Here is a 17,941-nt window from a genome sequence, read left to right as displayed (position 1 = left end):
CACAGCCGGCCACCGCTGCCGCCGCACAGCCGGCCGAGGCGCGGGCGGCCGGGGCACAGGCGGACGTCGTCGTCACCGGATCGCGCATCGTCCGCCCCGACTATGCCGCGCCCAACCCGATCGTCTCGTTCAACGCCGCCGCGATCCAGCAGTCGGGCAACACCAACATCACCAACTTCCTGGAGCGCATCCCCGCGCTGACCGGGTCGCGCGACTCCACCCAGACCTCCGGCGGCAACGCGGTCTATTCCAATCCGTTCGGCGCGGCCGGGCTGAACGAGCTGAACCTGCGCAACCTCGGCACCAACCGCACCCTGGTGCTGGTCGACGGTCGCCGTCATGTCGCGGGCGAGGCGAACAGCGCCGCGGTCGACATCAACAGCATTCCGACCGACCTGATCGAGCGGGTCGACGTGCTGACCGGCGGCGCATCGGCCGTCTATGGCGCGGACGGCGTGTCGGGCGTCGTGAACTTCATCCTGAAACGCAATTTCGACGGCATCTCCGCGCGCAGCCAGATCGGCATTTCCAGCCGCGGCGACGCGGGCAACCGCTTCGCCTCGATCGCGGTCGGCCACAATTTCGCGGACGGACGCGCGAACCTGACGCTGGCCTATGAGTTCAACGCCGACGACCGGCTGGAGAACGACGACCGCGCGTACCTGCGCGCAGACCAGCGCCGCTACCTGATCCCCAACGACGCGGCCGGGACCAACCCCGCGCTGCCGCAGAACGTGCTGGTCGGCGACCTTCGCTATCCGGGCGAGTCGCCGATCGGCGCGGTGGACGTGGACGGCGACGGCTTCGCCGACTTCAACGGGCTGGGCCAGCCGTATCGCCACGGCACGCCCGCCTCCTATTACTCCACCGGCGGCGACGACACGCCGGTCGCCGGTTTCTACTCGGGCGACCTCGCGCCGCGGATCGTGCGCCACGACGTCAACCTGCTTGGTCATTACGACGTGTCGGACGCATTCAAGCTGTCGATCGAGGGCAAGTACGCGCAGACGAAGGCGACTACCTTCGACTATTACATCGGCACCTATGGAACGCCGATCACGCTCGACAATCCGTTCGTGCCCACCGCGATCCGCAACGCCGCGCTGGCCGCCGGCCAGTCGTTCGTCTCGGTCACGCGCGACAACATCGATTACGGCCGCCACGGCGAAAGCGACTTCCGCCAGACGTATCGCGGCGTGCTCGACGCCTCCGGCCGGATCAGCAGCCATGCGACCTATGACGCCTATTACGAATATGGCCGGACCGATGTCGCGATCACGAAGCTGAACGAGCTGCTGAACGACCGCTACAACCAGGCGCTCGACGTTGTGACCAGCCCGACGACGGGCCAGCCGGTATGCCGGTCGAACCTTTCCGGCGGCAACCCGGCCTGCCTGCCCGTCAGCCTGTTCGGGCCGGGTCCGACCAGCCAGGCCGCGCTCGGCTATTTCCAGGTGAACGACACCAGCTTCGCGCGCATCACGCAGTCGGTGGCGAACGCGTCGGTCAGCGGCGACTTCGGCGCGTTCTTCCGGCTGCCCGGCGGTCCGCTGCAATTCTCGTTCGGCGGCGAGTACCGCCGCGAGACGAGCAACTTCAATCCCAGCGACAACCTCGTCAACAACCGCTTCATCGCCTATACCGAGCCGTCGCTGGTGGTGGCGTCGGGCGGCCGGTTCGACGTGAAGGAGGCGTTCGGCGAGCTCAACGCGCCGATCCTGCAGGGCAGCCGCTTCGCCGAGACGCTGTCTGTCGGCGCCGCCTATCGCTTCTCGCATTATTCGACGATCGGCGACACCACGACGTGGCAGTTCAACGGCGTGTACGCACCGATCCGCGACATCAGCTTCCGCGGTTCCTATGGAGAGGCGGTGCGCGCGCCCAACATCGGCGAGCTGTTCCAGCCGGTCAGCGGCGACTCGGCCTTTTTCCAGGATCCCTGCCAGCCCAAGCGGATCGGGCTGGGAACGCAGTATCGGGCGAACAACTGCGCGACGCTGCTGGCATCGCTCGGCGGCACCGTATCGGACGCGCTGCAGACCGTCAGCAACGTCATCGGATCGCGGTCGGGCAACCCGAACCTGAAGGCGGAAATGGCACGGACGTGGACGGCGGGCGTCGTGCTGCGACCGCGCTTCCTCGCCGGACTGACCGCCTCGTTCGACTGGTACGACATCAACCTGAAGGGCGCTATCAATACGCCCGATCCGTCGTCGCTCGCGGACCTGTGCGTCGACTCGCCGACGACCGACAATCCCTTCTGTCGCTCGATCACGCGCACGAACACGGTCGGGATCGTCAACGGCGTCACCGCGGTCAAGGGCACCATCGTCAGCTATGTCGTGCAGCCGCAGAACGTCGCCGGTTTCCGCACGGCCGGCCTCGACGTCAACATCAACTATCTCCTGCGCACCGGCGGGGCGGGGACGTTCGACCTTCGCCTGGTCGGCGGCTATCTCAACCGGCTGGAGTTCATCGGCGTCCCCGGCGCGCCGGTCACCGACAATCTCGATCAGGCGGGGCGGCCCAAGTTCAACGCCAACTTCTCGCCGACATGGACGCTGGGCGCGTTCACGCTCGGCTATAATCTGCGCTGGGCGGACGGAACCCGTACGGTCGACAAGCTGACCACCGACAACGCGCCGAACTATGCGCCGCCGGCGCAGCTCCGCTACAGCGACCTGTGGCAGCACGACGTCCAGGTCGGCTACGAGGTGCGCAGCGGCGTCTCCTTCTATCTCGGCGCGCTCAACCTGACGGACCAGCAACCGGATCCCGGCAATTCCATCAACCAGCCGGTCTCCGCCGTCGGGCGGTATTTCTATGCCGGCGTGAAGCTCAGGACCGGCGCGCGCTGACGTCCGCATGACCTTGCGCGCCCGGCCGCATCCGTCATGATGGGGCGGTCGGGGAGATGGACGATGCGGGCGGTCGCGTGGTGGATGGGATGTGCGGCGGTGCTCCTGGCGTCCGCCCCGGCGATCGCGCAGGCGACGTCGCCCCCTTCCGGTGGCGCGCAGGGCGACGTGTCGGTCACGATCTACAACAACGACGTCGCGCTGGTGCAGGACGTGCGGTCGCTGGCGCTGGCGAGCGGACGGGTGCGGCAGGGCTTTCCCGACGTCAGCGCCGCGATCCGGGCGGAGACGGTATCGCTGGCGGTCCCCGACGCCACCGTCGTCGAGCAGAACTTCGACTACGACCTGCTCTCGCCGTCCAGCCTGATGGAGAAGGCGGTCGGCGAGACCATCACGCTGTTGCGCACCAACCCCGCCACCGGCGCCGAGACGCGCGAGCGCGCCCGGGTGCTCGCGGTGAACGGCGGCGTCGTCCTAGAGGTCGCCGGCCATGTCGAGATCCTGCGCGACGACGGCCTGCCCGTCCGCGCGATCTTCGACCGGGTGCCGGACGCCTTGCTGGCGCGGCCCACGCTGACGGTGACGCTCGCCAGCGGCCATGCGGGAACGCGGCCCGCGACGCTCTCCTATCTCAGCCGGGGGCTGGGCTGGAGCGCCGACTATGTCGCGCTGTTCGACGACAGGAGCGGGAAGGTCGACGTCCAGGGCTGGGTGACGCTCAAGAACACCAGCGGCACGACCTTCGCCAACGCCAGGACGCTGCTGGTGGCCGGCGACGTCGGCGGAGCCGACGACGGCAACTACACGCCCCGGCCGCGGCGCAGGGTCACGACGACGGCGGGGACCCAGAGCGCCACGCGCGAGCAGCTGGGCGACTTCTACCTCTATCCGCTGGCCGAACGGACCACCATCGCCGACAAGCAGACCAAGCAGGTCAGCTTCCTCGACGCAAAGGGGGTGACGGCAAGCTCCGGCTATCGGTTCGAGAACGGCTGGCTCGGCAGCGCCGACGAGCCGCGCAGCGCGCAGTCGGTGCTCCGCTTCGCCAATTCCGGCGCCGCGGGGCTCGGCGACGCGCTGCCCGCAGGCGTGGTGCGCGTGTATGTGCGCGACGCGCGCGGCGAACCGCAGTTCACCGGCGAGAACCGCATCGACCACACGCCGCAAGGCTCGACGATCGCGCTGCCGACCGGCGACGCGTTCGACGTCAAGGTCCAGCCCGCAACCCTGTCGCACACGCGCCTGGGCAACGACCGCTGGCGCACCGCCATGCGCTACACGCTGACCAACGCCCGGTCGCGACCGGTCACGGTCGAGCTCCTCCAGAGCGGCCTCGACTGGAGCGACGTGCGGGTCGTCGAGGACAGCGGCAAGGGCGAACGGCGCGATGCGGGAACCCTGGCATGGCAGGTGCCGGTGCCCGCCAACGGTAGCGCGACCGTCACGGCGACGTTCGACACGCGCTACTGATGCGACGGCTAGTCCTGGCGGTCGCGCTGATGGTCGCCGGATCGGCCAGCCCAGCGCCGGCGCAGGTTCGGACCGTGGTCTCCGCCGGGCCGGATCGCGTCGCGCTGACCGTCTATCGCGCGCCAGGCGGGCGGGACGCCATCGACCTTCGCTATCTGCAAGGCTTCGCGATGGTGACGGAGACCCGGCGTATCCACCTGCCCCGCGGGCGCGCGGTGCTCCGCTTCGACGGCGTCGCGGAAGGCATCGTGCCGGTCAGCGCGATCGTCGACGGGCTGCCCGGCGGCGCGTCCGAGAAGAACCGGGACGTCCGGCTGCTGTCGCCGGCGTCGCTGGTAGACGGCACGCTGGGGCGGCAGGTGACGCTGACGCGGACCGACCGCGGGACGGGACGGCCGGTGAGCGAGGATGCGACGATCGTCGCCGGCCCCGCGCCCGGCGTGATCCTGCGCACCGCCGGCGGGGTCGAGGCCCTGCGCTGCTCCGGCCTGCCGGAACGGCTGACGTTCGACCGCGTGCCGCCCGGCCTGTCGGGCAAGCCCGTGCTGAGCGTGACGACGAACAGCCCGGCGGCGCGGACGGTGACGGTGCGGCTGAGCTATCTCGCGTCCGGGTTCGACTGGCGGGCGAGCTATGTCGCGTCCCTCGCCCCGGACGGGAGCACGCTGGACCTGTTCGCCTGGCTGACGCTCGCCAACGGCAATCGGGAGAGCTTCCCGGACGCGGCGGTGCGGGCGGTGGCGGGGCGGCTGAACCGGGTCGCAGTGGCCGCGATCCCGGCCGGCGCGGCGGCATTGAGGCTGGTCTGCTACCCGCTCGGCACCACGACGTCGGACCTGCGCGAACGCCGGTTCGAACCGGCGGACGAGATCGTCGTGACCGCGTCACGGATCATGGCGCCGATGGTGATGGCAGCGGCGATAGCTGCTCCCGCGCCGCCCCCGCCCCCGCCCCCGCCCCCGGCCGAGGATCTCGGCGACCTGAAGCTGTATCGCGTCCCCTTGGCCACCACGGTCGCCGCCGGCGCGCAGAAGCAGGTGGCGCTGCTCGCGCAACCGGCGGTACCCTTCGAACGGCGGTACCGGCGGCGCATATACCCCGGCCAGCGGCTGGAGGGCACGCCGGCCGCGATCGTCCTGGTCCTCGCCAACGATAAGCGCACCGGTCTGGGCGTGCCGCTGCCGGCCGGCGGGACCGCGCTCTATGCGCGGCGGGGATCCGACCGGCTGCTGCTGGGCCTCGGCGCCATGACCGACCGCGCGGTGGGAGAGACGGTCCGCCTCGCCGCCGGCGTCAGCCATCAGGTCCTGGTGACGCAGGACGGTGTATCGGCCGGCGAGGCGGTGGTGACGGCGAGCAACGCCAATCCCTTTCCGGTCTCGCTGGAAATCCCGATCGGCGGCGCCGCCGGACAGAAGATCGAGCCGCAGGGAGAACGGATCGGCCGCATCGACGGGATCGTCACCTGGTCGCCGGTGCTTGCCCCGGGCGGGCGGGCGGAGTTGCGCTATCGATACTGACCCGCGGCGGGTCGTCCCGGTTCAAAGGCCCACCCGCTCCAGCGCCGAGGCGAGTTCCGCGTCGATCTCCGCGCCCGACTTGGCGGCATGTCGGTTCAGCACCGTGCGAATGCGCGTCTGCGCGACGCGAAGCGTCTTGTGCCGTACATCGCGAATGGCGTTGGTCCGCCACGAAGGGCTCTCGCCCAGCAGCGCCGCCCATTTCGCCTCCTCGCCTGCGAGGACGGCCAGGGCAAGTCGCAGACCGTCGCGCCGGCCGCGGGCATAGTCGTCGGACATCGGACGTCTCCTGTTGCGGACGGACGGGTGGACGCGCGCGCTCACGCCGTCCAGGCTGTCACGTCCTCTTCCTGCGCGATCATCGCGAGGCCGTGGGCGATCGACGTCAGCTCGCCGCCGGAGACGATCGCGTCCGCGCCGAACCGTTGGGTAAAGACCGACCGCACCGCCGGCACGAGCGAGGTGCCGCCGGTCAGGAAGACGCGGTCGATCGCTTCCTGCCCGACGCCCGCATCGGCGAGCGCCCCGTCCACGGTCGCGGCGATGCGTGCGACATCGTCGCCGATCCAGTCCTCGAACTCCGCGCGCTCCACCGCGGCCTCGATCGCGACGTCCGCCCCGGAGAAGGAGAAGGTGGCGCTGTCCGCCCGCGACAGCGCGCGTTTCAGCTGTCCGACGGCGGCGTGGAGCGGGTAGCCGAGTTCGCCGTCGATCAGCGCGATCATGCGGGCGATCGCCTCGGGATCGATCGCGGCGCGCCGGAGGCGGTCGAGTTCGCCGAGCGTCCGGCGGTTCCGCATCAGCGCCAGCCTGGACCAGTCGGAGAAGTCGGCGAAATAGCCGCCGGGGATGTCCAGCACCTTGTCGAACGACCGGTACGTTCCGCCCTTGCCAAGGAAGGGAAGCACCAGCCGATCGACGATCCGCTGATCGAACCGATCGCCGGCGATGCCGATCCCGGCATGGCCCAGCGGCGTGCAGCGGCGCGGGGCGCCGCGCTCCTCCACCCGGACCACGGAGAAATCGCTCGTGCCGCCACCGAAGTCGGCGACGAGCAGCGTCGCCGGCTCGCCGAGGAGCGCGGCATGGCCGAACGCCGCCGCCAACGGCTCGTAGACGTAGTGGATCTCGCGCGCGAAGCCGGCGAACATGGCGTCGTATCGCCGCCGCGCGAGCGCCCTGTCGGGACGCGCGCCCGCATATTCCACCGGCCGGCCGACCACGAGCCGGTCGAGGCCGTCGAACGCGCCGTTCGCGCGCGGCGCGAGCCGCTCCAGAAACAACCGGCCGAGTTCCTCGAACCGATACCGCCGGTCGAACACCGGCGCGGTATCGAACGAGGCGCTGGCCGCGACCGACTTCAGCGACTGGAGGAACCGGCTGTCGGACGGGTATTCCAGATACTCCGCGACCGCCGCCGATCCCGCCTCGACCGCAAGGCCGCCACGCACGTCCTCGTCATGCCAGAAGCACAGCGCCGACCGGGACACCTCGTCGCCGCCGCCGGGTCCTTCGATGGCGATCAGCCGCGACCGGCCGGCGGCGTCAACCGTCGCCGCGACGGTGTTCGTGGTCCCGAAATCGAGCCCCAGGGAGCGGCCACGCGTCACGGTCCCTCGCATCGCATCCATCGTCGAGGCGTTGTCCCATCATCGCGCGCATCGCCGCCGTGACGCATCCCGCCGCGTCCGGCAAGCCGTGGCGCTAGCGCACCGACAGCCGGCCGAGCACGTCGCGGACGCGTCGCCTGATGTCGGGATCGCGCGTCACCTCCAGCAGGGCGCCGAGGCTCGACCGCGCCGCCGCGACATCGCCGTCGACACGCTCCAGGCGGGCGCGTTCCCACCATGCATGTCCATGGCCGGGCGCCAGCGCGGTCATCCGGCGATAGAGTTCCAGCGCCCGTCGCCCCTTGCCGGACGTCTCGGCGCGGATCGCCTGGTTGAGCAGCAGCCTGACGAGAATGGCTCGGTTGGGCATCGCCGCGACATGGCTGACCGCCGCCGGCCGGCCGACGCCAGAGGCCGCGACGAGCGCGGCAAGCTCGTCGCGGTCGACCCGCGAGCCGCCCCGGAACGGGTCGACGACGACGGGATCGGCCTCCCCGCCCACCAGCACCAGGACATGCCCCGGCACGTCGAGGACGTTCGCATGCCATCCGATGCGCCGCGCCGCCGCCACGTAGAGGATGGACAGACTGACCGGCAGGCCGCGACGCCGGTCGACGACGCGGATCAGGTCCGCATTGTCGGGATCGTCGTAGGTCGCCCGGTCGCCGATGAAGTCGAACTCGCCATGCAGCACCGCCGCCAGCGCATCCGCCTGCCGATCCGCCCTGGTCCGGTCTCCGCCGACCGTCCGCAACCGGGTTGCAATCGCCTCGAGCAGCTGCCGATAGGAGGCGACATCCACGTCGCGATGGTCGAGCGACGCGAGCGACAGCGCGGCCTCGTCAAGGATGATGTCCTCCTCGTCGATGAGGCCGAGGCGGATCAGGTCGTCATCCATGAAGACGACATGGGGATGTCGGCGCTTCGGGCAAGCTTGGAGTCGGCCCGGAAACGCGCCATGGGCTCGTTTTCCGCTATCGGCCTGTTTCCGAACGGACGCTCAGAGCGGTGCGTCGATCGTGAAGACCAGCCCTTCGCGTCGATAATCGACCTTCACATCGCCGCGCAGGTGTTGCGCCAGCACGCGCTCGATCATCTTGGATCCGAATCCCATCCGTTCGGGCGGGGAAACGGGCGGGCCGCCTTCCTCCTGCCAGCGGAACGCCAGATGTCGTCCGCCGGCGGCGGTGCCGACGCTCCAACCGATCGTGACATGACCGCCATCGAGCGACAGCGCGCCGTATTTGCTGGCGTTGGTCGCAAGCTCATGAAGCGCCATCGACAACGCGAGCGTGACCCGCGGCTCGAGGCAGACATCCGGCCCGCTGACGGTGAACTGGCGACCGCGTTCATCGTTGAATGGCGCCATCACGCCGCCGACGATGTCGCCGATCGACGCGCCGTCGACCTCGTCGCGCAACAACAGGTCGTGCGCGACCGCGAGCGAGGCGATGCGACCGCCGATCGCATCCCGCGCCTCCGACATCGACGTGGCGTTCCGCAGCGTCTGGTTCACGATCGCGCTGACCGTGGCGAGCGTGTTCTTGACGCGGTGCGTCAGTTCGCCGGCGAGCAGGGCGCGGTGTTCCTCGACCCGCTTGCGTTCGGTGATGTCGGTCGAAAAGCCGCTGATCGAAAGCGGGCTGCCGTCGCGGCGGCTGAGGAGTTCGCCGCGGATGGCGATCCACCGCGTCTCCCCCGTCGGCAGGACGATGCGATGTTCGACGTCGTAATCGGCCCCGTGCGAGGCGGTCGCCTCGAACGCCGCCAGCACGCGGTCGCGGTCGTCGGGATGGATGGCGCCGAAGAACTCGTCATACCCGAACGCGTCCGCCGGCGAGCGGCCAAAGACGGCCTTGCAGCCGTCCGTCGCATCCAGAAGCCGGCTTGCTGGTTCGAGCGTCCAGGCGCCGAGCCGGGCGGCGCGCAACGCGAAACCCAGGCGCGAGGCGCTGTCGGCAAGCTCCATGCGGCTCCTGTCCGCCGCGGCCTGCATTTCCCGCTGTTCCGCCTCGAGCCGGACCAGACGGACCCGTTCGAGCGTCACGTCATGCTGCGACGCGATGAAGTACCGCGCCTCACCCCGCCCGTCGAACACCGGCGCGACCAGCAGGCGGTTCCAGAAGGGCGTGCCGTCCCTGCGATGGTTGAGCAGGTCGATCTCGATCCGGACGCGCCGCGCGATCGCATCGCGCAGGCAAGTCATATCCGCAGCGTCGGTCAGCGGCCCCTGCAGGAAACGGCAGTTGCGCCCGACGACTTCGTCGCGCGGGTATCCGGTGAGTTGCACGAAGGCGTCGTTGACATAGATGACGGGATTGTCGGCGAGCGTCGGGTCGCTGATCGCCATAGGCAGGATGGCGTCCCGGAACATGACGACGAAGGGGTCGGAGGGATCGAGGGAGCTGGCGAACGCGTCGATTGCCGCGTCGCGGACCGGATCCTGCTGCTTGTCCCATGGCAAAGGCGAGACGTCACGATCCACCCGCTCGCGCTACCCAGTCCGGCGCGTCCCGGCAATCCGTGACGTGACCGTGCCGTGCGTCGCCGCTTGCCGCTCGAGACCTCCCATGCCCATGCTTGTACGAGCGATCGCACGCTGGCGATCGGCGTCGCTCATGCGAACTCTGCCCGGAACCGCGTCCGGTCGCGCCGGGTACCCCGATCACGGCCGGGCGACCGGTTCGCCGGGCAGCAGTTCGGTGTCGATCTGGGCCTGCATCGCCGCCGAATAGCGCGCGCCGGCAAGCGCGTTGGGTGGGAACAGGGCATCGATCGCCGCCAGCAGGTCGGCGGGCATCGTCAGCGTCGCGGCGGCCAGATTTTCCTGAAGATGCGGGAGGCTGCGGGTGCCGGGGATCGGGACGATATCGTCTCCCCGGGCCAGCAGCCAGCCGAGCGCGGCCTGCGCCGGGGTGAGTCCCGCCGCCCGCGCCAGCATGTCGAACCGATCGACCAGCGCCAGGTTGCGCGACAGATTGGGTGCCACGAACCGCGGCATGGACGCGCGGATATCGCCGCTTTCGTACTCGTCGCCCCGCACCGCCCCGGCGAGCAGACCGCGCGCGACCGGGGAGAACGCCACCAGCGCGATGCCCAGATCCCGGCATGCGGCGAGAACGCCCGCCTCGACGTTGCGCGAGGTCGGCGAATATTCGCTCTGCACCGCCGCGATCGGGTGGACGGCGTGGGCGCGGCGGATCGTCCCGGCGCTCATCTCGCTGAGGCCGATCGCGCCGATCTTGCCCGCCTCCTTCGCGCGAACGAGCGCGCCGACAGACTCCTCCACCGGCACGAGCCGGTCGAGCCGGTGCATGTAGTAGAGGTCGATATGGTCGGTCCCCAGCCGTGCCAGCGCGCCGTCCAGCGTCCGCGCGATCGCCGCGGGCGAGCCGTCCAGCCCGCGCTCGCCGTCGATCATGTCGAGCACGCATTTGGACGCGAGCGTGAACTCCGATCGGCGGTGCATCACCGCGCGGCCGACCAGCCGCTCGTTGGCGCCGGCGCCGTACAGCGCGGCGGTGTCCAGGAAGGTGCAGCCAAGGTCGAGTGCGCGGTTGAGCAGCGCGGCGCCGTCCTCCGGCGACGACGGGGCGCCATAGGCGTGGCTCAGGTTCATGCAGCCCAGTCCGATCGCGGAGACGGCGAAGGGTCCGACGGTGCGGGTGGGGAGCGTCACGGCCGTTCTCCTGGCCTCTGCCCTACAGCGGCAGGCCGACGTAATTTTCCGCGATGCTGGTCTGCGCGGCGGTGGATCCGGCGATATAGTCGAGTTCCGCGACCTGCATCCGCCGCTCGAACGCGCCATCCTCCGGGAAGCGGTGCATGAGCTTCGTCAGATACCAGCTGAACCGCTCGGACTTCCATACCCGTGCCAGCGCGCGGGCGCCATAGCCGGCGAGCCCGGTCTCGTCGCCGCGCGCATACCAGCCGATCAGCGCGTCCGACAGATAGGCGACATCCGACGAGGCGAGGTTGAGGCCCTTGGCGCCGGTCGGCGGCACGATATGCGCGGCATCGCCGGCCAGGAACAGGCGGCCGTGCTGCATCGGCTCCCCGACGAACGAGCGCAGCGGCGCGATCGACTTCTCGATCGAGGGGCCGCGCACGATCCTGCCCGCGACCTCGTCGCCCAGCCTGACGGACAGCTCGTCCCAGAACCGCTCGTCCGGCCAGTCGTCGATCTGCTCGCCCGGCCCGACCTGGACATAGTAGCGGCTGCGCACGGGCGACCGCATCGACGCGAGCGCGAAGCCGCGGTCGTGGCTGGCGTAGATCAGCTCGCCGTCGCAGGGCGGCACGTCGGCGAGCACGCCCAGCCAGCCGAAGGGATAGGCGCGTTCGAACTCGCGGCGCACGCTCGCGGGCAGGGCCTGGCGGCCGGCCCCGCGCGAACCATCGCAGGCGGCCACGAAGTCGCAATCCAGCCGCCGGGCGCCACCCTCGCCATGCATGATCGCCGGCCGGGCGCCCTCGATCCCCTCGATCGCCGCGACCGGCGACTCCCACAGGATCGGCAGGCCGCGCTCCGGCGCCGCGTCGATCAGGTCGCGCGTCACCTCCGTCTGGCCATAGACGGTGACGTGCCTGCCGGTGAGCGCCGCGACGTCGATGCGGATCAGCCGGCCGCCGTCCGCCAGCGCGAAGCCGCCGTGCGGCAGCCCTTGCGCGTCCAGCCGCGCATCGATGCCCAGGCGGTGCAGCAGGTCGGTTGTCGTCCGCTCCAGCACGCCGGCGCGGATGCGGTCCTGGACCCGCGCGCGGCTCTGACGCTCGACGACGACCGCCTCGATCCCGGCGGCGCGCAGCAGGTGGCCGAGCAGGAGCCCGGCGGGGCCGGCGCCGACGATCCCGACCTGCGTCCTCATCGCGCCAGCTGCTTCTCCAGCGCGCCGAGCACGCGATAGCAGGGCAGCACCTGCGCGGCCGAGGCGTTGGGCTCGCGCCCCTCGCGGATCGCGGCGACGAACTCCCGGTCCTGCAGCTCGATGCCGTTGCTCGACGCCGCCACGCCCGCCAGGTCGACCGGCTCCTCGCGCCCCGTCACGAGGTCGTCGTAGCGCGCGATCCAGGTGCCGTTGTCGCAGATGTAGCGGAAGAAGGTACCCAGCGGCCCGTCGTTGTTGAACGACAGCGACAAGGTACAGACCGCACCGCTTTCCGCCTTGAGCTGGATCGACATGTCCATCGCGATGCCGAGCTCGGGATGGATCGGGCCTTCCAGCGCGTTCGCCAGCACGATCGGGCCGGCCTGATACGCGAACAGGTCGACGGTGTGCGCCGCGTGGTGCCAGAGCAGATGGTCCGTCCACGATCGCGGCTCGCCCTTGGCGTTAATATTCCGGCGCCGGAAGAAATAGGTCTGCACGTCCATCTGCTGGACGGCGATGTCGCCCCCGACGATCCTGTCGTGGAGGTATCGGTGGCTCGGGTTGAAGCGCCGGGTGTGGCCGACCATGCAGACAAGGCCGGCCTCCCGTTGCCTCGTCAGCACCGCCTCGGCGTCCGCGAGGCTGTCGGCGAGCGGGATCTCGACCTGGACGTGCTTGCCCGCGTCCAGGCACTGGATCGCCTGGCGCGCGTGCATCTGAGTCGGCGTGCACAGGATGACGGCTTCCACCTCCGGCATCGCGAGGCTCTCGGCGAGGTCGGTGGTGACGTGGCCGATGCCGTAACCGGCCGCGGTCGCGCGGGTCGCGTCGAGGTCGCGGCCGACGAGGCTGACGACCTCTACGCCCTCGATGAGCTTCAGGCCGTCGAGGTGCTTTTCACCGAACGCGCCGGCGCCGGCGAGGGCGATCTTCATGGTCGGTTCCGTTCGTCAGATGGCCGGTCGCAGGACGACATGCCCTACCGCCGTGTTGCTCGCGGGGACGTGGTAGAAGCGGTTCAGCTCGGTGACGCGCTCGCCCAGCGCGCCGCGCATGATGAGCCACATGACGAGCTCGATCCCCTCCGACCCCGCCTCGCGCAGATATTCGATGTGCGGCATGTGGCGCAGCGCCTCGGGCCGGGTGGTGAGCCTGTCGAGGAAGGCGTTGTCCCACGTCCTGTTGATGAGGCCGGCGCGCGGACCCTGCAGCTGGTGGCTCATGCCGCCCGTGCCCCAGACCTGCACGTTCAGGTCCTCGGGATAGCTCTCGACCGCGCGCGCGATCGCCTCGCCCAGCGCCCAGCAACGGTTGCCGGACGGGGGCGGATAGATGACGACGTTCACCGCCAGCGGGATCACCTTGACCGGCCATGCGGCGGGCTGCCCGAACATCAGCGACAACGGCACGGTCAGGCCGTGGTCGACCGCCATCTCGTTGATGATCGTCAGGTCGAACTCGTCGAGGATGCAGCTCTGCGCGATATGCCAGGCAAGATCGGGATGGCCCGTCACGGGCGGCACCGGGCGCGGCCCCCAGCCCTCGTCGGCGATCGGAAACCCGTCCGCGCAGCCGATCGCGAACGTCGGGATGATCCTCATGTCGAAGGCGCTGGCATGGTCGTTGTAGACCAGCACGACCACGTCGGGCTTCTCCTCGACCTCGAAGCGTTTCACCCAGTCGTAGCCGGCGAAGACCGGATGCCAATAGGGTTCGGCGGTCTTGCCGAGGTCGAGCGCGGCGCCGACCGCGGGGATGTGGCTGGTGGTGATGCCGGCGGTGATGCGCGCCATCAGCGGCTCTCCCCATCCGCGGATCGGTCGAGCTCGGCCTGGAGCGCCTCCTCGGCGTTCATCGACAGCGCCGCCTGGATCGATCGTTGCCCCTCGGGCGAGCGGCCGCCGGCCAGCATCATCGCGGCATATTCGTCCTGCGTCATGCCGGTCATCGTGCCGGCGGCGTACTGGAAGCTCCTGCCGTCGGTGGAGAAGATCTTGGCGAGGAAATAGATGTTGCCGCCCTCGTCCAGCATCGCGTTGTAGTCGCGCGCCAGCACCGCCGCCTTCTGCGCCTGGGTCAGTGTCCACTCGGACAGATAGGCCGCCTCGTCGGCCTTGAACCGCTCGCGATTGTCCGCCTTCATCAGGCTCATCGCGAACTGGTTGAGGTGGTAGCCCTGCCGCGCGCGCCTGGCGGTATAGACGCGGGTGCCGGGGATGTCGTCGAACTGCGCCAGATAGGCGGCGATGTCGCGGGTGGGGTTCGTCACAGGCCGCGCTCCTTCAGCCTGGCGTCGAGCCTCGGGAACACGCGGCGCGCGTTGCCTTCATAGATCGCGTGACGCTGTTCGTCGGAGATGGGCAGCGCGTCGACATAGCGTTTGGTGTCGTCGAAATATTGCCCGGTCGTCGGATCGAGCCCCCGCACCGCGCCGACCATCTCGCTGCCGAACAGGATGTTCTTCGTCTCGATCACGTCCGCGAGCAGGTCGATGCCCGGCTGGTGATAGACGCAGGTATCGAAGAAGACGTTGTTCATCAGGTGGGTCGAAAGGTTCGGCCGCCTGAGCATGTCGGCGAGCCCGCGATACCGTCCCCAGTGATACGGCACCGCCCCGCCGCCGTGCGGGATGATGAGCCGCAGCGTCGGAAAATCGCGAAACAGGTCGCCCTGCAGTAGTTGCATGAAGGCGATCGTGTCGGCGGCGATGTAATAGGCGCCGGTCGCGTGCATCGCCGGATTGCACGACCCCGAGACATGGATCATCGCCGGCACGTCCAGCTCGACCATCTTCTCGTAGAAGGGATACCAGAAGCGGTCGGTCAGCGGAGGCGAGCTGAACCCGCCGCCGCCGGGATCGGGGTTGAGGTTGCAGCCGATGAAGCCCAGCGTGGCCACGCACCGCTCCAGCTCGGCGACCGAACCGGCCATGTCGGCCCTGGGGCTCTGCGGCAACATGCACACGCCGACGAACGTGTCGGGATACAGGTCGCACACGCGCGCGATCAGGTCGTTCGACGCGCGCGCCCAGGCGGTCGCGACGCCCTCGTCGCCGATGTGCGGGGCCATGGTGGAGGCGCGCGGACTGAAGACCGTCATGTCCGCGCCGCGCTCGGTCAGGAGCTTCAGCTGGTTCGCCTCGATCGTCTCGCGGATCTGGTCGTCGCGGATCGCGGGATAGGGCGGCGGCCCGTCGCCGGCCCCGAACGCCGCCACCTGCGCATCGCGCCACGCGTCGTGCGCTGGCGGCGCGGTGGTGTAATGGCCGTGGCAGTCGATGACGAGCGTCATGCCACGGCCTCCGACGCCGGAAGGTGCAAGGACCACGCTTCGGGTTCCTCGCGCAGGATCATCGCCGATCCGCCGATCGCCCGCCGGCACGCGCCGGGCCGCCCGCGCCGACCTCGGTCGGGGCCAGTGCCAGGGCAGGGGCGAGGGCCAGGGCCGGGCGTTCCATTCCGCCCTGCTAGTCGGGCGGCGCGATCCGCTCCATTCCAATTGAGGGCACGCCGATTTGATTTCCGGAAGCGTGGTGCGATGCCGCCAAGTCGAGAAGGCGCAGGAACCGCGCCTGCGCGGCGGTCGGCTGCCATCCGGGGCGGACCGTGGTGCCGATGGTCCGGATCAGCGCGGGCAGCGGCTCGCAGACGATCGCCAGCACCCCTCCCGCGATCTCCGCGGCGACCTGATCGGGGGACAGCAAGGTAAGCATGTCCGTCTCGATCAGGATGCCGCGGATCACCATCACCGACCCGCACGCGATCGGCGCGGGCGGGTCGCGCCCGGCGAACAGCAGGTCCCACTGATGGCGCAACGGCGACCCCGGCGAGGCGACCATCCAGGGATAGCCGGACAACGCCGCGGCATCCGGGGCCGACCCGACGAGCGGGTGGCCCACCCGTCCCACCACGACGAGCCGGTCCTGGAACAACGGCCGCTGGACGAACCCTGCGGGAACGCCGTCGCGCAGCGCGCCGATCGTCAGGTCGATCAGGCCGTCGCGCAACGGCTCGATCAGGTCCCGCCACGAGCCTTCGACGATGTCGATCGCCGCCGCGGGGCCGCCACGCTGAAACGCGGCGACGGCGGCGGGCAGGATGCGGGCACGCGCCAGCGGCATCGCCCCGATCGCGATCCGCCCCCTGGGCCGACCGTCGCCGTCCCGTCCGGGGTGGGACAGGTCGACGATGCCCGCGACGATCTCGGCCGCGGCCAGACGCGCGCCGCGTGCCAGATGTCGCCCAGCGTCGGTCAGCTGGACGCCGCGGCCACGCCGTTCCACCAGCGCGACGCCCACCGTCTGCTCCAGGTCCCGGACCGCGCGATGGAGCGACGGTTCGGACAGGTCGGTGGCGAGCGCGGCCGCGACGAAGCTGCCATGGTCCGCAAGCGCGGTCAGCGCCCGCAACTGGGTGGCGGTCATCAGATGTTCGGCCCGCGAAAATATGCGGGTCCCGCCCCGCGACGCGCGCCGGCTCGCCTGTCCCAGCAGATCGAACGCCCGGACCGCGCGGGCCGCCATCGTCAGCCCCGCGCTCGTCGGCACGACGCCATCCGGCCGGCGCTCGAACAGGAGGACGCCCAACTGGCGTTCCAGCCGGGCCAGGCCTTGCGTCAGGGCCGGCTGCGACAGGCTGACCGCCTCGGCGGCGACCCTCATCCTCCGGCACTGGACGATCGCGTCCAGCGCGCGCAGATGGCGCAGGTTGAGGTCGAACGGTGCCACGACGCCTTCCTTAGCATGGCCTTATCGACAGGACGATGACCGGTACGGATCGACCGCGCCGGTGTCGGACCATCCGCCGCCTGCCGGTTGACGAGGCAATCGCTCGTGGCGCGTCCCATGCGCTCCCGTCACCGCGCGAAGCGGCCCGACGGCCAGGAACGGGAGCAGGAACAGGTCGAGGCGTCGCCCGGGCTTGACCGATGACCGTATCTCTGGCGGGTCGGACGCACACGGCTTGGCGACAAGGGAGAGACACGGGTGAGCAGCATCGATCGGGCCGACTTCTTTGCGATCCAGCGGGTGGTGGAGGATTGGGCCGTCTTCCGCGACGCCGGCATGTTCGACCAGCTCGCGGCGCTGTTCCACGACGACGGGCGTATGATGACGACCTGGTCGCAGGTGTCGGGACAGGAGTTCGCGGAACTGACGCGCCGGGGCTGGGGCAACGGCATCCTCGTCAACCACGCAATGAGCGGCTGTCACATCGACATCGCGGGCGACCGCGCGGTCGCGCAGACCAAGGTGACGATCGCCCAGCGCGCGTCGATCGATGGCGTGCTGTGCGACGCGTTCTGCGACGGCCGGTTTTACGACCTCTTCGAGCGGCGCGCGGATGCGTGGAAGATCGTGCTGCGCCACCCGATCTACGAGCGCGATCGCATGACCACCGCCAGTCCGGGCGCGGCGCCGGTGCTGGACGCCGAACTGCTGGAGAGCTTCCCCGAAGGCTATCGCCACCTCGCCTATCTGCAGACCAAGCTGGGCCTGACCGTCAAGCGCGACATGCCGGGGCTGATGGGGCCGGAGGTGGAGGCGCTGTACGCGCAGGGCGCGGCGTGGCTGGCGGGCGCGGACGCCTGACCGCGCCGGGCGGCGGTCGTCCGCC

At 70.1% G+C, this 17,941-nt stretch carries 15 protein-coding genes; 4 read left to right on the top strand and 11 right to left on the bottom strand.

Translation table 11 applies throughout. The annotated features are described in order from the left end of the window. The 3 genes from HUV01_RS03665 to HUV01_RS03655 form a co-directional block, all read left to right on the top strand. Positions 1 to 2,858, top strand: a 2,858-nt coding sequence (locus HUV01_RS03665; RefSeq protein ID WP_254606353.1) for a TonB-dependent receptor domain-containing protein, incomplete at its 5' end; no start/stop codon positions are given. 63 nt (positions 2,859 to 2,921) lie between these two features. Beyond that, a complete protein-coding gene (locus HUV01_RS03660; protein ID WP_174296959.1) occupies positions 2,922 to 4,328 on the top strand; it encodes a DUF4139 domain-containing protein in 1,407 nt (468 codons plus the stop codon). Continuing rightward, positions 4,328 to 5,848 (top strand): DUF4139 domain-containing protein, encoded by a 1,521-nt coding sequence (locus HUV01_RS03655; RefSeq protein WP_174296958.1) that lies wholly within the window; start codon positions 4,328 to 4,330, stop codon positions 5,846 to 5,848. The genes HUV01_RS03660 and HUV01_RS03655 overlap by 1 nt, the downstream gene beginning before the upstream one ends. 21 nt (positions 5,849 to 5,869) lie before the next feature. Here HUV01_RS03655 and HUV01_RS03650 read toward each other — a convergent pair whose 3' ends face one another. The 11 genes from HUV01_RS03650 to HUV01_RS03600 form a co-directional block, all read right to left on the bottom strand. Next, on the bottom strand, positions 5,870 to 6,127 hold the full coding sequence (locus HUV01_RS03650; protein ID WP_174296957.1) for a hypothetical protein: 258 nt from the start codon (positions 6,125 to 6,127) through the stop codon (positions 5,870 to 5,872). 41 nt (positions 6,128 to 6,168) lie between these two features. Next, positions 6,169 to 7,470 carry an Hsp70 family protein gene (locus HUV01_RS03645; protein ID WP_174296956.1) on the bottom strand — a complete coding sequence of 434 codons (1,302 nt, stop codon included), beginning with the start codon at positions 7,468 to 7,470 and terminating at the stop codon, positions 6,169 to 6,171. Positions 7,471 to 7,552: 82 nt separating this feature from the next. Continuing rightward, positions 7,553 to 8,356, bottom strand: a complete 804-nt coding sequence (locus HUV01_RS03640) for a SirB1 family protein (protein ID WP_174296955.1) — start codon at positions 8,354 to 8,356, stop codon at positions 7,553 to 7,555. Between the two features lie 102 nt (positions 8,357 to 8,458). Further along, entirely contained in the window at positions 8,459 to 9,943 is a 1,485-nt protein-coding gene (locus tag HUV01_RS03635) for a PAS domain-containing protein (RefSeq protein ID WP_254606352.1), read from the bottom strand. Between the two features lie 180 nt (positions 9,944 to 10,123). Further along, complete coding sequence (locus HUV01_RS03630; protein WP_302480019.1) at positions 10,124 to 11,137, bottom strand: aldo/keto reductase; 1,014 nt, start codon at positions 11,135 to 11,137, stop codon at positions 10,124 to 10,126. 22 nt (positions 11,138 to 11,159) lie between these two features. Next, positions 11,160 to 12,326, bottom strand: coding sequence for a 4-hydroxybenzoate 3-monooxygenase (pobA, locus tag HUV01_RS03625; RefSeq protein ID WP_174296953.1), 1,167 nt, complete (start codon positions 12,324 to 12,326; stop codon positions 11,160 to 11,162). Beyond that, the gene (locus HUV01_RS03620) at positions 12,323 to 13,264 is read right to left on the bottom strand and encodes a Gfo/Idh/MocA family oxidoreductase (RefSeq protein WP_174296952.1); all 942 of its coding nucleotides are present in this window, start codon (positions 13,262 to 13,264) and stop codon (positions 12,323 to 12,325) included. Before HUV01_RS03620 ends, pobA begins: the two co-directional genes overlap by 4 nt. A gap of 15 nt (positions 13,265 to 13,279) precedes the next feature. After that, positions 13,280 to 14,122, bottom strand: coding sequence for a class III extradiol dioxygenase subunit beta (locus tag HUV01_RS03615; protein ID WP_174296951.1), 843 nt, complete (start codon positions 14,120 to 14,122; stop codon positions 13,280 to 13,282). Next, positions 14,122 to 14,598 carry a protocatechuate 4,5-dioxygenase subunit alpha gene (gene ligA / locus HUV01_RS03610; protein ID WP_174296950.1) on the bottom strand — a complete coding sequence of 159 codons (477 nt, stop codon included), beginning with the start codon at positions 14,596 to 14,598 and terminating at the stop codon, positions 14,122 to 14,124. Before ligA ends, HUV01_RS03615 begins: the two co-directional genes overlap by 1 nt. Next, entirely contained in the window at positions 14,595 to 15,620 is a 1,026-nt protein-coding gene (locus HUV01_RS03605) for an amidohydrolase family protein (protein ID WP_174296949.1), read from the bottom strand. The genes ligA and HUV01_RS03605 overlap by 4 nt, the downstream gene beginning before the upstream one ends. Before the next feature lie 175 nt (positions 15,621 to 15,795). Next, positions 15,796 to 17,055 carry a LysR family transcriptional regulator gene (locus tag HUV01_RS03600; RefSeq protein WP_254606351.1) on the bottom strand — a complete coding sequence of 420 codons (1,260 nt, stop codon included), beginning with the start codon at positions 17,053 to 17,055 and terminating at the stop codon, positions 15,796 to 15,798. Between the two features lie 258 nt (positions 17,056 to 17,313). On the opposite strand from HUV01_RS03600, the gene HUV01_RS03595 reads away from it, so the two are divergent. Beyond that, positions 17,314 to 17,916 (top strand): nuclear transport factor 2 family protein, encoded by a 603-nt coding sequence (locus HUV01_RS03595; protein WP_174296948.1) that lies wholly within the window; start codon positions 17,314 to 17,316, stop codon positions 17,914 to 17,916. The last annotated feature ends 25 nt before the right edge of the window (positions 17,917 to 17,941 follow it).

This window comes from Sphingomonas bacterium (assembly GCF_903643035.1).
Classification (GTDB): domain Bacteria; phylum Pseudomonadota; class Alphaproteobacteria; order Sphingomonadales; family Sphingomonadaceae; genus Sphingomonas.
This window is presented reverse-complemented; position numbering and strand designations above follow the sequence as displayed.

Bases quoted from the DNA above. Each gene is read 5' to 3' on its own strand.
- HUV01_RS03620 (WP_174296952.1), bottom strand. From the start codon at position 13,264: ATGAAGATCGCCCTCGCCGGCGCCGGCGCGTTCGGTGAAAAGCACCTC.
- HUV01_RS03640 (WP_174296955.1), bottom strand. From the start codon at position 8,356: ATGGATGACGACCTGATCCGCCTCGGCCTCATCGACGAGGAGGACATC.
- HUV01_RS03605 (WP_174296949.1), bottom strand. From the start codon at position 15,620: ATGACGCTCGTCATCGACTGCCACGGCCATTACACCACCGCGCCGCCA.
- HUV01_RS03615 (WP_174296951.1), bottom strand. From the start codon at position 14,122: ATGGCGCGCATCACCGCCGGCATCACCACCAGCCACATCCCCGCGGTC.
- HUV01_RS03655 (WP_174296958.1), top strand. From the start codon at position 4,328: ATGCGACGGCTAGTCCTGGCGGTCGCGCTGATGGTCGCCGGATCGGCC.
- pobA (WP_174296953.1), bottom strand. From the start codon at position 12,326: ATGAGGACGCAGGTCGGGATCGTCGGCGCCGGCCCCGCCGGGCTCCTG.
- HUV01_RS03650 (WP_174296957.1), bottom strand. From the start codon at position 6,127: ATGTCCGACGACTATGCCCGCGGCCGGCGCGACGGTCTGCGACTTGCC.
- HUV01_RS03660 (WP_174296959.1), top strand. From the start codon at position 2,922: ATGCGGGCGGTCGCGTGGTGGATGGGATGTGCGGCGGTGCTCCTGGCG.
- HUV01_RS03645 (WP_174296956.1), bottom strand. From the start codon at position 7,470: ATGCGAGGGACCGTGACGCGTGGCCGCTCCCTGGGGCTCGATTTCGGG.